The sequence below is a fragment of the Bacillus sp. FJAT-49736 genome, assembly GCF_018343615.1.
Lineage (GTDB): Bacteria > Bacillota > Bacilli > Bacillales > Bacillaceae_C > Margalitia.
On the sequence record NZ_JAGYPI010000002.1, the window covers coordinates 209,933 to 223,768 of the forward strand.

Sequence of the window (13,836 nt, forward strand, 5' to 3'; positions counted from 1 at the left end):
TCACACCTAATGCTCATTATTAGGGTAATTCTACTCTTTTGTATAATATTCCTTCTTTCACTAATCTCCTCCTGACTTACACTACAGAAATAAAAAAAGCAGTTCCATTCATCTGCGAATAGAACTGCTCCTTAAAAAGTTTTGTACTTGATTCATTCATGGAACAATGGCACGGTTTATTATTTTCTACTTTGTCTTTTGAAGCTCCTGAACAACATACTTCGAACTTACCCAGCCGGTGGTTCCGTCCGGAAGGTAAATTTGATACCAGGACTTGGAAGCATCCATCGTCAGTGTTCCATCCGCTTTCACAACAACGGACACATAATCATTCATATTTAAAATCTTCACAATGTTATTAACGCTGCTATCCGGGTCCTTTCTAACATTTAAGGAATCGGTTGTTCGGAATAGATTTTTAACCGTCATATAGTTGTTGTATTGCACAAAATTAATAGCACTTGTCCAATAAATATTGCTTCCTACTTGCAGCTTTACCCAATAATCATTTGTTTTTTCAAGAAATGTAAAAGAAGTCCCTTTTTTCAGTGTTGAAACGGTACTAGTACCGCCCTTTGTGCTTTTTAATGCTAAGTCTGCATTAGCAACTGCTTGTACATTCAAAGGTAATACATCACTATAATTAGGTATGGTCGCAGCTACTGGTTGAGAAGTATCTGCTTTCGCCTGACTATAATATTTTTTATCATATGGAAGAATGTTTTGCATGATATTAGCGATTGCCTTGCCCCAATTAGGATCGCTGGCATAGTAGAAATTCATTCCTTCGCTATTTGCATCAATTCTTGTATTATCCATTGTTTTAGTAGAAAAACCAAGATAGGCTCCGTTATATTTCCAATTATTCGGATTTAGATACGTTGTTTTTATTTGACTGGCAATATAGTCGATACACATGTCGACCGATGGAAAACGATATGATGCAAAAAATGGCGTAATATCATAAGACCCGAAGCCAAATAAATTATTTTTTCCTAAAGCAATGGCGGATGTTCCAAATGCACTTTCATGTATCGCGTGTGCAGCTAAATAGAGAGGATTCACACCATATTTCTTACCTGCATCTAGAAATGCCTGTCCTTTTCCGGTTAACACACTTGCTTTACCTTTAGCATTAACGTAACTGGCAATGTAATCATTAATTTGTTTGGCCGTTACCGGTGATGTAGTTCGTAAATCAATAAACTGATAGCTATCTCTACTCGTAACTGGATCACCTGTCTTTACTTGCATAACCGCAGAGACGGGAACATATCCTGTTTTCCCACTATAAGTTACTTTGTACCATCCATTAGCCGCTTTCGCAGTTGCCACAACCAGCTTTGAATTTGGAATAGATGCTACAATTCCAGACGCACTGTCTGGTAATTGATTTAAATTTACACTTAATTTTGTTACATAAGTAACGGAATCTAAGTTAGTTTCATTAGGTGACTGATAGGAAGTCAGATTCGCACTGTTCACATACCCAGAGGTTCCATTGTTATTTACGAAATACCAATCGCCAATTTTCTTTGTTACTGTGACGATATCTCCTGATTGTAATTCTCCAACACTATTAAAATCCAATCCAAAGGATTCTTGTAGAGAAGTATTCGTGGATACCGTCATGAGACTTGCTGGATTCATATTAGTAACGGTGCTAACTGTGACGTCATTGCTATTAACATATAGCGTTTTGTCTTGATAAGTAATTCGATACCATGTTTCACCACTTTTAGTGATAACCATTTGATTGGAGCTAAATCCGTTATTCCCTCCTACGGTGAAATCGGTTGGATCATTTGTATTTGGAGTAGAATACAACATAGTTGTATCATTCGTAAAATAATATGCTATTGCTGTGTCTATATATTGATCTTCCTTAAAAAGAGAGAAATCCTTTACATTGAAATATCCAGTCTTGCCTTTGTAGCTCGCCGCATACCAATCCCCTATATATTTAGTGGAGGATACTATTTCTCCGGCTGGAATTTTAATCAGCTGACCTTGGTCTGCTCCATAGGACTGATACAAATACGTATCTTTTTTGGCCTGATATTTCGCTGTTTTGATTGTTTTAAAAGATTGAGAGACTACATTACTGCTAAGTACATATACTGTTTTTCCTTTATAAGTAATACGGTACCAGGTTTGCCCAGTACTGTTCACAATTTTTTGGGTGGAATAAAAACCATTATTAGCAGAAATCGTATATGATTCTTTATTCTTTAAATCTGGTGTTGGATATAGCTTTGTCTTAGCTTTTGTAAAATAATAATTTTTGATGGAAGCATATTGATAGTATTCCTTTAAATATTTGGAAGAGGACCATCCAGTCTTGCTAATCGTTTTACTTCCTGACTTATAGGTATACGTCGCTTTATACCATGTTGAATTCTTCCCTGTTACCGTGACGATTTTACTTTTTGGTATGGTTAGGATCGGTTTATATTTCGTACCGGCACCGCTTCGTAGTAAAAGATTATCTGTTGTTTGGAAACGTACATTATTTATTTTTATAACCGTGCTAGCTTCTGCCTTTCCAATACCTAAGGTTCCAAAAGACATGAAGGTAGAACCAGTGCAAATACCAGCAGATAAAATGAGGGCTTTACTGAATTTTTTCATAGATTATGATTCCTATCCCTTTCTAGTTTTCAATCAATCTATCTCTATTATAATGGAAGTTTTTCTTTTTTTATCGGTAAATTTTAAAGAAAATTTTAGCAAAATAAAAAACTTTTCCGCATTACTCGAAAAAGTTTTACTGATCCTTTATTGGATTGGAGTGTATCATTTTCTCTTTCAACTATAAATTACGATAAGTAAGCCAGATAAAAAGTTAACTGCAGACAAGGGAGTCATAACCATTCTCTCTTTATTACTCTTTGAAGCAAGATTCCCTAATGTATTTATTCCCATAAAAATCGTGATGATGATTATCAAAACATCTGTGGGCAAATGGAATTTCACAGGAAGAACATTAACATGGATCAAAAAAATACTTGTAAATAGCATAAGTAATATTGCTGAAGTGAAGCTCATGATTCGCATTTTCTTTGGCAGGATACCTTGATATTTACCACCCCAACTATATTCTGCCAAAGGGAAACCTAAAAAAAGCAGGATTTGAAAAACAGCAATGCCGCTGTTTATGACTGCAATGATGAATGCAACTATTTGGATCCACGATTCCTTCATTTCCCATCACCTTTCCTATCAAAATGTTTACTTTTTGGTAGAACTGTAACTTACTAATAATAAATACAAAAATTCCTTTTCGATATACATTTCTATCCCCCAATAGATTAATAGTAAAAATAATGGAGAAAAAATAGGAGTGAATTTCCACTTAGTTATACAGAGCCAATGCCTATTACCATTTGCAAAGCACAAATCTTTAGGGATATGTCAATTTTTATTTCATGCTAAATATAATCATTTTTGTGCATTATTGCTACCTAATAATTACTTTATTTTATTCGCAATTTTTAATGAGTAATTTAAATTGAATTATAATTTTCTACAATAATTGCTCGAATTTGTAAGACAAATAACGGTAACCCATCTACGTACCTCCTACCATCAGCAACTAAGCATCTAATCCAAATTGGAAACATCACCACGAATTTTTTATGTTTAGGAAATTCGAAAGTAAAAAGCCTAATTTCTCACCATTTTATTTGAGAAATTAGGCTTATTTGCTGCTCAAAAAAATATTTATAAATATCTTGCTTTTTCTTCTAAAAAAATCTTCAAATATGTCAAATATCCGATACTCCTATTAATCCTTATCCGAAAATAATCATTACTATTAATTTCTTCATTTAAATATAATGGAGAAAATATTCTAATTAATTTTCAAGTCAATTAACTACGAAAAATGGCATTTAAGAAGCCTCTCCCGTCCCCCATTTTTTCTTTTCCTCAACCGTGATAATGCCAAGCTCATGATGATCCCCTTCATACAATGCTCCTTGTACAAAGCGGATTTGTTCATTCGTATCGAATACCTCAAGCTTGCAATAAGCACGATTTTTCTGGAGAGCGCGATAAAACTCATCGGTGTTTCTCACTAGATGACCATTGCATTTATGAATGACTTCTCCCGTTTTAAGAGACAGTTTATCCGCAGGCGATCCCGGAATAACAGTAAGAATAATAAGCCCATTATCTCTTGGCGTAAAATAATACGGATTTGCTCCTTCACGTACACGATGACGATAGGATATAAAGCCTCTGGATATTATGGCAAATGCGGTACCAATAAGGGATAGAATCGAAATCCATAATCCGCCAGCTGCCATACATACTGTTACAATTCCGATCCAAAGCACCTGTTTTCCTAGCTTTTTCACAGCTATTTGGGGCAACGTACTTTGTACCTGCTGCTGGAAGCCGATTATAAATGGAACTAAAATAAGTGAATAGGAGTGTGTTCCAAAGTCTAATGTCGGCCACCAGCTGAATGGTGCTGTTAATGGTCCGGCTGGAAGAAAGCAAAACATAGGAATCATCCAGATTCGCTTTGTTCGAAAGGCCCCAACCGTTAACCCGCGCCGGCTTTTTCGGTATTTCGGCGAGCTTTCCTTATATCCACCTCGTATCATTAAAATACCTTCTGCTATTAACAGCAATCCTAGTAAAATCACCAATCCCGATAAGCTTGTCCATGAGGTGCTTTCAAACTTTCCAAAATAGGATAAGTGAATTTGAAAATGTTTGCTTATATAAATAACCAGGTAAGCTAGTCCGATTGTAAAGGCGGAGGAAATCAGCCTGAATCCACCAATAATCGTTAGGATGGCAAATGCGAGAAAAACCGTTGCCAGTATATCAAAGCTAACCGTAAATCCGGCAGCAATCGAAATGACAGACAAAATAATCCCGATGATCCAGCCTGATGAAAAAAGGTAACGCAGTTCCTGCAATGGCGGGTATACACTAATATGAAAATCCGCACGTTCTCTTTTCACACGCCAGAAGCCGACTAGTATTGCAACGATAACCGCAAAATACAAGCTCGGGTGCATAAAAATTTTTCCTATCCCTTTCAGCGCTTCCAATCCCCAATCCTGTGCCAACTTCATCACCGTCCTTTATAAAGGCCCTTTTCTTAAACTATGTTACTTTTAAAATCGAAAATTTTAGGAACATCCTTATCTAAGTTCGGATATTAATAGCCTTTAAGGAAAAGATGCCCTAAAAACAAATCTATAAAAGGATTTTTTACTAATCTCGAAAAGCAACAAAAAATACGAAAATTGCCTTTTTGAATCTATTATATTTATTCTATCAAATAAAAGTAGTAAAACCTATTCCCTTTTCTATAAAAATTACAAGGGTTCCTTATATAAAATAAGAATGAAATTTCATACGAACGTAATTGGTTGGTTAGATTGCATGAACAATCCGATATGACGAACGAATAACAAGATAATAGAGCAGTTCTTTTTTGTCTGCTGGGCAGGTACTCTAAGATTGTAAATACAAAGAAAAAGGAAACAAGCGTAGCCTGTTTCCTAATTTTTACTGCTTATATATTTTAATGCAACCTGCAGCTGGAGATCATTTTTCTCCTCTTTTTTTGCTTTAGAAACCGCAGTATCTAAGGTTTCTGCCGTTTTCTGATCAATTTCACCTGTCGCTGGCAGTCTTTCTTGATTTTGAAAAGCCTTTACCGCCCGTTCCGTTTGACTGTCAAAATAACCGTCCTCCCGTCCAGGGCCGTAACCTAAGCCTGATAATATTTGCTGGGCTAGCTTTACTTGCTCATTATTGGCATCCAATTTTAAAGAATGATCCACCGTTAGAGGGTTCACATAAAAGTACTCCGGCTGCTTTACTTCAATATTTGGTTCAATCCCTTTTTGATGAATCCAGTTTCCGTCCGGTGTCAGCCATTTATACATGGTTAATTTAATCGAGCTTCCATCCCCTAGAGACATTGCTTGCTGAACCGTCCCTTTTCCAAAGGTTCTTTCTCCTATTAGCATATATCCATCTGCTTCTTTTAAGGAGCTTGCTAAAATTTCTGCCGCTGACGCACTTCCTTCGTCTACCAGTACCGCGATTGGATATGGCTTCTTCTCTTTTAATTTTGAATAATAAGGAAGCTTTTCGCCATTTCGCTGCTCAATTTGAAAATAAGGCTTTTCGTTCGTGACTAGACCCTTCAGCATTTCCTCTACACTGGATAAATAACCTCCAGGGTTTCCTCTCACATCAATAATGAGACCATTAATATTGTTTGTTTCCAATTTTTTAAGCTTTTCATTAAAATCCAATGCTGTGTCCTTTGAAAACTGTGTAATTTCCAAATATCCGATTGCCTGATCTCCTTCCATCTTTACATCGGAAAAGACGGTTTCAAGCGGAATACTTTCGCGTTTTACCTTAAAAGTTAACGGATCGCTAGTGCCTTCACGCTGTATCTCCAATGTCACTGTAGTTCCTTTTTTACCACGAATTCTCATTGTTGCTTCGGTCAGATCTAAGCCATGTGTGTTAACACCGTCAATTTTTACAATGACATCCTTTGGCCGAAGTCCGGCTTTTTCCGCAGGAGAATCTTTATATGGAGCTACAATCACAATTTTCCCATCCTTCTGCGCTACCTCTGCCCCAATGCCCTCAAAGGACGAATCCAAGGAATTATTAAATTGTGTTGCCGTTTTCGCATCCATATACACAGAAAAAGGATCCTTTAATGTGCTTACCATGCCTTGAATGGCCCCTTCCACGAGCTCCTTCTCATCCACCTTTTTCACATATGACTTCATAATAAGGTCATATGCTTGGGCAATTTTGGACAAATCGGGTAGGATATGCTGATTTTGATTGGAAATGAACCGAACATTACTTTCTGCTTTTTGCAAGGTATCATGGTAATACCATTTCATTCCGGCATATGTACCACCAGCACCGGTAACTAATGATCCTGATATTAACACTGCTAGCCATTTACGTTTCATCGAAGTCCCCCTCATCACAAATAAGTCGATCTTTATCAAGTGAGATTTAGCGGGAGAATTGCTCGAACTAAATATCACACCTTGTAGGAAATCGTTTTTTTGAATGTCTTTCTTGAACTATACTGCTCTGATAGACTGTAATGATTTTTATGAAATGTACAATCAACGAAGAGCAATACTCAATACGAAAATAACCTTTTGCAAATATGAAATCAGAAAAACTTTCTAGTTCAATATATGATTAAAGGGGACAGGTTATGATAATTGTGTTTGTGTATTAAGTTTTCTTATCACTAAGACGTGCTTTAATAGTTGGATAATGGACAATATTTGTGGTGTGGTTTACCCTATTGTCCTTTGGAGGATTATGGAGACCTTTTAGAATTGTGGCTTACTACATTGTTGGTTAGAAGCTTGCTATTATACTTTTTGCCTGGCCTTACCGACTATTGTCTTTATTGGGTCCTACTATGATACTTTTACTATGCAATCCACTCCTTGCTATTTTGTCTACTAGAAGCTTACTATTTGGCTTTCTTCCGGTCGGAAATCAATATTTTTTTAAAAATAATTTATAAACCGTTTCCCCCAATGAACAACCTTTGAAGGACATACTCTTTGAATTTACGTAACATTTTGTCTCTAATCCCCCTCATGAAAGACATTTTTACTCATTTTTCCATTATTTTGTCTTTCATCTCCCGTATGAAGGACAAAATCATGGAATCTACTTACCTTTTTGTCTTTCATACCCCCGATGAAAGACATTTTGACTCACTTTTTCATTATTTTGTCTTTCATCTCCCGTATGAAGGACAAAATCATGGAATCCACTTACTTTTTTGTCTTTCATACCCCCGCTGAAAGACATTTTGACTCATTTTTTCATTATTTTGTCTTTCATCTCCCGTATGAAGGACAAAATAATGGAATCCACTTACCTTTTTGTCTTTCATACCCCCGCTGAAAGACATTTTGACTCACTTTTCCATTATTTTGTCTTTCATACCCCCGATGAAAGACATTTTGACTCACTTTTTCATTATTTTGTCTTTCATCTCCCGTATGAAGGACAAAATGATGGAATCCACTTACCTTTTTGTCTTTCATACCCCCGATGAAAGACATTTTGACTCATTTTTTCATTATTTTGTCTTTCATCTCCCGTATGAAGCACAAAATCATGGAATCCACTTACCTTTTTGTCTTTCATACCCCCGATGAAAGACATTTTCAATCATTTTTTCATTATTTTGTCTTTCATCTCCCGTATGAAGCACAAAATCATGGAATCCACTTACCTTTTTGTCTTTCATACCCCCGATGAAAGACATTTTGACTCATTTTTTCATTATTTTGTCTTTCATCTCCCGTATGAAGGACAAAATGATGGAATCCACTTACCTTTTTGTCTTTCATACCCCCGATGAAAGACATTTTGACTCACTTTTCCATTATTTTGTCTTTCATCTCCCGTATGAAGGACAAAATCATGGAATCCACTTACCTTTTTGTCTTTCATACCCCCGCTGAAAGACATTTTGACTCATTTTTTCATTATTTTGTCTTTCATCTCCTTGATGAAAGACATTCTACCTCATCTTTTTCATCATTTTGTCCTTCATCTCTCCTAAGAAGAACAATTCACTTTACTTTCTCGCATCTATGTCCTTCTTCGCCAGGCAAAAAGAAAAACGTGTGCCCATTCACACGTCTCTCAAATTATTTATATACAGTTTGAAGTTCTCGCCTATTTGTTTTAAAAATATCTGCTAGATCCTCTACCATTGCACTGGCTGTAGGTAGTTTCCCTGCCCCGGGGCCTTGCAAGGTTACTCTACCGAGGAGACTGGTTTCTACAGTAATTGCATTATCAACCCCTTCTACAGAATAAAATGGGTGGCTTTCTCCTAGTAAAACGGGTCTTATGGTAGCCCTGATTACCCCTTCTTCTTCAAAAATTTCGGCAATATGCTTATATCTTAAATTTAGAAATCTAGCTTCCTCCACCTGGTCGTTTGTAATGTCCGTGATTCCCTCTAATTCCACATCAGACCATTCAGGTTGCCTGCCAAATGCGAGTTCACTTAAAATCATTGTTTTACAAAAGGCATCCTTGCCGCTTATATCACTAGTCGGGTCCACTTCCGCAAAGCCGCTAAGTTGTGCAAGCTTTAAAGCATCTTCAAAAGTGAGCCGGCGGTTTCGCATTTCCGTTAAAATGAAATTACAGGTACCGTTCAAGATTCCTTGTATTCTTTCAATTTGGTTCACCTGTAATAACTGCTTCAGCGTGCGGATAATTGGAACTCCTCCTGCAGTAGTAGCCTCATATCCAACACGGACTCCGTGTTCCCTCCCTTTTTCCAAAAGAGCTTTCCCGTGGCGAGCAAACATTACTTTATTAGCCGTTATCACTTGTATTCCGTTTTCAATCGCCCTATTTAAATACGAAAAACTTGGCTCCTCTCCAACAATTGCTTCAAAGATTACTTGTAAATCAGGTATCTTTAAAATGTCATCAAATTCGGTTGTGATCAAAATACCAGGATCAATATCCCTTTTTTTATGGGGATCCTTAATCAGTACCCCCGCTATTTCCACTTCTGCCCCTAATAGTTTTTTCAGCTGCTGCCCGTGAGTTTTAATAGCCGTATAAACACCTTGACCAACGGTACCATATCCTAATAAGGCTGCCTTTATTCTTGACATTCCATCACCTTCCTATCAAAGAATTAGCGATTTGGACAGGTGCCCACGCCTATATTTTTTTTCAACTGATGCTGGATAAAATGGCCCCACTTCTCGAATTCTACTAAAAATCCGTCATGTCCAAAATCAGTTGGAACATTGTAAAAAATACCATTAGATACTGCCTCGATAAATGCCTGAATTTCTTCTCCAGGATAAATAAGGTCATGCTCAAATGCGATTCCAATCACATGTGCCTTGATGGTGGAAGCCGCTCGCATCCAGCCTCCTCTGTCTCTGCCAATATCGTGAGAATTCATTGCTTTCAGTAAAACCAGATAGCTATTTGCATCAAAGCGTTTCGCCAGTTTTTCTCCTTGATAATGCAAATAGGATTCCACACTATACAAATCAGCGGACTGACTTTTACGCTGAAATCTCTGGGAAAATAATTTTGGGCTGCGGTAGGTTACCATGCCGGCCATTCGCGCCACCTCAAAACCTTTTACCTCATGGGAAAAAGTATAATGCCCGTTCTTATAGTTAGGGTCCCCTTCAATTGCCGCGATACCAATTCGGTTAAAAGCAATTCCGTAATCACTCAAACTAGGGGTAGAGGCTAACACGAAAAGCTGCTCCATATCATCAGGATATAAAAGCCCCCACTCTAACACCTGCATTCCACCTAAAGAACCGCCAATGACTGCCCTCAATTTCCTTATACCTAACTGGTATAGTGCTTTACGCTGCGCATGAACGATGTCACGGATGGTAATAGCAGGGAAAGATGCGCGGTATGGTTCCCTCTCAACAGGATTATCGGATAGTGGTCCGGTTGAGCCATGACAGCCACCCAAGACATTAAAGGTAATCACTTGCCAATGATTGGTATCAATATATTTTCCGCTGCCTATGAGCCCGCTCCACCAGCCGGGCTCTTTCTCATTTCCAATCGAATATTGATTCCCAGTTAGGGCATGGCAGACAAGGATGACAGGTGCATCAAGGGGTCCACACCTTTCATAGGCAAGCTCCACATCCAATTCCTTGCCACTTTCTAATGTTAATTTTCCGATACTTACGGTTGTGCTTTGTTTCATGATATCGATACTGTTGTCGCCTTTAAAATTGCTTGGTCCAGATCGGCAATAATATCTTCGACTGCCTCTAATCCGACAGAAAGACGAATGAGCTCTTCTGTAACACCGGTTTTCTTCAAGTCCTCTACACTTAATTGCTGGTGAGTAGTGGATGCAGGGTGGATAATTAATGATTTTGCATCTCCGACATTGGCAACATGGGACCACAGCTGAATATTGTCAATTACCTTACGCCCCGCTTCTCGTCCGCCTTTTATACCAAAGTTCACGATGGAACCGAAGCCGTCTTTGAAGTATTTTTTCGCGAGTTCATGAGATGGATGACTTTCCAAGCCTGTGTAGCTAACCCACTCTACCGCAGGATGTTTTTGTAAAAACTGTGCCACTTTGAGTGCATTTTCGTTATGCTTAGGAACACGTAAATGCAAAGTTTCCAGACCTTGTAAAAACAAGAAAGCACTATCCGGACTTAATGCCGGCCCAAAATCACGAAGAAGCTGAACACGAAGTTTTGTTGCAAAAGCTGCCTGCGGTACATCTACTCCATAGCGAAGACCATGATAGCTTGGGTCCGGTTCCTTGAAGCCTGGAAATTTATCGCTGTTCCAATCGAATTTTCCACCATCGACAACGACTCCTCCGATTGCTGTACCATGTCCGCCAATCCATTTCGTTGCGGAATGGACGACCACATCTGCTCCCCACCCAATCGGATTGACTAAGTATGGAGTGCCAAATGTATTATCCACAATCAACGGAATACCGTTTTCATGGCCAACCTTTGCAACAGCCTCTACATCCAAAACATGCAAGCTTGGGTTTCCGATGATTTCTGCATACAATGCCTTTGTTTTTGGTGTAATCGCCTTCCGGAAGTTTTCTGGGTCATCGGCATCGACAAATTTTACTTGGATTCCATACTTCGGAAGGGTTACTGCGAAAAGATTATACGTTCCACCGTATAGATTTCCTGCCGCGACAATTTCATCCCCTGCGCTTGCAAGGTTTAAGATTGAGAACGCGATTGCAGCAGCTCCAGAGGAAAGGGCAACTGCTGCTGTTCCACCTTCTAAAAGGGCAACGCGTTTTTCAAACACATCCACAGTCGGATTTCCAATACGTGAATAAATATATCCTTCTTGCTCTAGGGCAAATAAGCCTTGGGCATAGTCAGTATCCTTGAAAACATAAGAAGTGGTTTTATATACGGGTACTGTGCGGGATCCCGTTACCGGATCGGGTTGCTGACCTCCGTGAAGCAATAATGTTTCTGGTCGAAGCTGTTTTGATTCTGTCATTTTTACATTCCTCCAATTGTTTTTAGCTGTTTTAGAAATCCTTGTCACTTTCCGTAATCTTTCCTGTTGTGATAAATCTACTTGAGCCATCAAGATACGAATAAGAGATTTTTTTCCAAAGCGACTTAGAATAAGAAAAGAGCTATTTTTTGTTTCATCGAGAAATTTATAAGACAGGGGGGCAAAAGAGGAAATCAAAAAGCCCTCTTCATAAGAAGAGGGCTTAGTATGCAGGTTCCTCCCCTTATCTTTCAGATCACATAGATCTGTAGGAATTAGCACCTTATCAAACCTGAGTTGTTTGATGGTTGCCGGGCATCATTGGGCCTAGTCCCTCCGCCGCTCTCGATAAGAGTATTCATTTAATTTTCACAAAATTTTAAATTGCTCTTAATGTGCATTATAGAAGAGTGTGAAATAATAAGTCAATAGTTTTTTTATAAAAACTTTTTTATAGGGATGCGGCAATCGCATGTTCAAATTGCTTCACAATGTCCTTTGCATCCTCTATCCCAATGGAGATTCGAACCACCTGTTTATTAACCCCGATTTTATCCTGTAGTTCCGGTGGCAATGCACGATGGGAGGTTCCAAGTGGATAGGAAACTGTCGTCTCCACACCTGCCAAGGTCGGTACAATTTTTACCCAGCCGAGGGAAGAAAAAAATCGACTAATATCACATTTTTCCGTGAGTTCAATAGTCACGATAGCTCCATTCCCTTTTTCCGATACGAACTCTGGGTAATACACTTTTTTCACAGATGAATTTTTTTTCAGAGAAGTTGCCAATTCCTTCGCGTTGGCTGCTTGGCGTTCCATACGAAGTGCAAGTGTTTTTATCCCGCGGCAGGCAAGCCATGCTTCAAATGGGCTTAAGTTTGCACCAAGATTAACAACCTTTTCGCGCGCCTTTTTCACAAGCTCCGCATCACCTACGAGAACACCCGCTGTCACATCGCTGTGACCCCCTAAATATTTTGTCGCACTATGAACAACAAGGTCGACACCTTCGAGATATGGCTGCTTTAAATAAGGGCTTGCGAATGTATTATCCACCATCGTGGTGAGGGAGAATTCTTTCGCTATTTCGACAAGCTTTCCAATATCCTCCACGCGTAAAAATGGATTGGTTACCGTTTCTGTATAAAGGAGAGTCGTATTTTTTTGGATTGCGTTTTTAATTTGTTCAGGATTTTCAAATGGAACAAAAGTAGTTTCTATTCCGAATTGTTTAAGCTCTTCTTTCAAAAGATGATAGGTTCCTCCATACAGGTCTTCCGCTGCAACGATGTGGTCACCTGCTTTAGCAGTTGCTAGAATTCCTGCTAAAATCGCAGACAAGCCTGAAGAAGTTGCGACTCCCGCCGGTGCCCCTTCTAACGCGGCAACTGCTTCTCCCAGCTCATCCGTATTTGGATTTCCGGTTCTGCTATACAAATACGGTGACTCCCCTTGATAGAATCCTTCGAGCTCTTCTAAAGAAGAAAATGTAAATGCTGTAGTTTGATAGATTGGCGTTGTTTTACTACGAATGGCATTCGTGTTTTTTAAAGAGTTATGTACTACCTTTGTGTCGAATGAAACGTCCACTTGTCACACCCCTATGTTGATTTAATTTAAGGCTCATTTCCTAAAATTTGTTACATATGATGCGAAAACTCTTAGTTCATAAAAAATAAACTTTATAAGAAAGATGCCCCGAAAGTCAGCCTGCTTAGGATGAATAACAATGAAAAACCAACAATCCATGCGAAAACAGCCTAATTTAA

12 protein-coding genes and 1 riboswitch are annotated in these 13,836 nt (G+C 38.5%); all 12 genes read right to left on the reverse strand.

Annotated features, from left to right (window positions below):
* Window positions 1-186: 186 nt before the first annotated feature.
* A complete protein-coding gene (locus tag KHA87_RS12610) occupies window positions 187-2,631 on the reverse strand; it encodes an SH3 domain-containing protein (protein ID WP_213094518.1) in 2,445 nt (814 codons plus the stop codon).
* 177 nt (window positions 2,632-2,808) lie between these two features.
* Window positions 2,809-3,204, reverse strand: a complete 396-nt coding sequence (locus KHA87_RS12615) for a hypothetical protein (RefSeq protein ID WP_213094519.1) — start codon at window positions 3,202-3,204, stop codon at window positions 2,809-2,811.
* Window positions 3,205-3,893: 689 nt separating this feature from the next.
* Complete coding sequence (locus KHA87_RS12620; RefSeq protein WP_249310381.1) at window positions 3,894-5,093, reverse strand: PDZ domain-containing protein; 1,200 nt, start codon at window positions 5,091-5,093, stop codon at window positions 3,894-3,896.
* A 432-nt stretch (window positions 5,094-5,525) separates the two neighbouring features.
* Window positions 5,526-6,977 carry a S41 family peptidase gene (locus KHA87_RS12625; protein ID WP_213094521.1) on the reverse strand — a complete coding sequence of 484 codons (1,452 nt, stop codon included), beginning with the start codon at window positions 6,975-6,977 and terminating at the stop codon, window positions 5,526-5,528.
* 727 nt (window positions 6,978-7,704) lie between these two features.
* Entirely contained in the window at window positions 7,705-7,830 is a 126-nt protein-coding gene (locus KHA87_RS22420) for a hypothetical protein (protein ID WP_283249446.1), read from the reverse strand.
* A 47-nt stretch (window positions 7,831-7,877) separates the two neighbouring features.
* Complete coding sequence (locus tag KHA87_RS12630; RefSeq protein WP_213094522.1) at window positions 7,878-8,087, reverse strand: hypothetical protein; 210 nt, start codon at window positions 8,085-8,087, stop codon at window positions 7,878-7,880.
* A gap of 71 nt (window positions 8,088-8,158) precedes the next feature.
* The gene (locus KHA87_RS22425) at window positions 8,159-8,293 is read right to left on the reverse strand and encodes a hypothetical protein (protein WP_283249447.1); all 135 of its coding nucleotides are present in this window, start codon (window positions 8,291-8,293) and stop codon (window positions 8,159-8,161) included.
* Between the two features lie 47 nt (window positions 8,294-8,340).
* The gene (locus KHA87_RS12635; protein WP_213094523.1) at window positions 8,341-8,499 is read right to left on the reverse strand and encodes a hypothetical protein; all 159 of its coding nucleotides are present in this window, start codon (window positions 8,497-8,499) and stop codon (window positions 8,341-8,343) included.
* A 200-nt stretch (window positions 8,500-8,699) separates the two neighbouring features.
* Complete coding sequence (locus KHA87_RS12640) at window positions 8,700-9,689, reverse strand: homoserine dehydrogenase (RefSeq protein ID WP_213094524.1); 990 nt, start codon at window positions 9,687-9,689, stop codon at window positions 8,700-8,702.
* A gap of 23 nt (window positions 9,690-9,712) precedes the next feature.
* Complete coding sequence (gene metX, locus KHA87_RS12645; RefSeq protein WP_213094525.1) at window positions 9,713-10,768, reverse strand: homoserine O-acetyltransferase MetX; 1,056 nt, start codon at window positions 10,766-10,768, stop codon at window positions 9,713-9,715.
* Window positions 10,765-12,066, reverse strand: a complete 1,302-nt coding sequence (locus KHA87_RS12650; protein ID WP_213094526.1) for an O-acetylhomoserine aminocarboxypropyltransferase/cysteine synthase family protein — start codon at window positions 12,064-12,066, stop codon at window positions 10,765-10,767. Before KHA87_RS12650 ends, metX begins: the two co-directional genes overlap by 4 nt.
* A 241-nt stretch (window positions 12,067-12,307) precedes the next feature.
* A riboswitch (SAM riboswitch) is annotated at window positions 12,308-12,421 on the reverse strand.
* A gap of 96 nt (window positions 12,422-12,517) precedes the next feature.
* Window positions 12,518-13,657 (reverse strand): trans-sulfuration enzyme family protein, encoded by a 1,140-nt coding sequence (locus KHA87_RS12655; protein ID WP_213094527.1) that lies wholly within the window; start codon window positions 13,655-13,657, stop codon window positions 12,518-12,520.
* Window positions 13,658-13,836 lie beyond the last annotated feature (179 nt).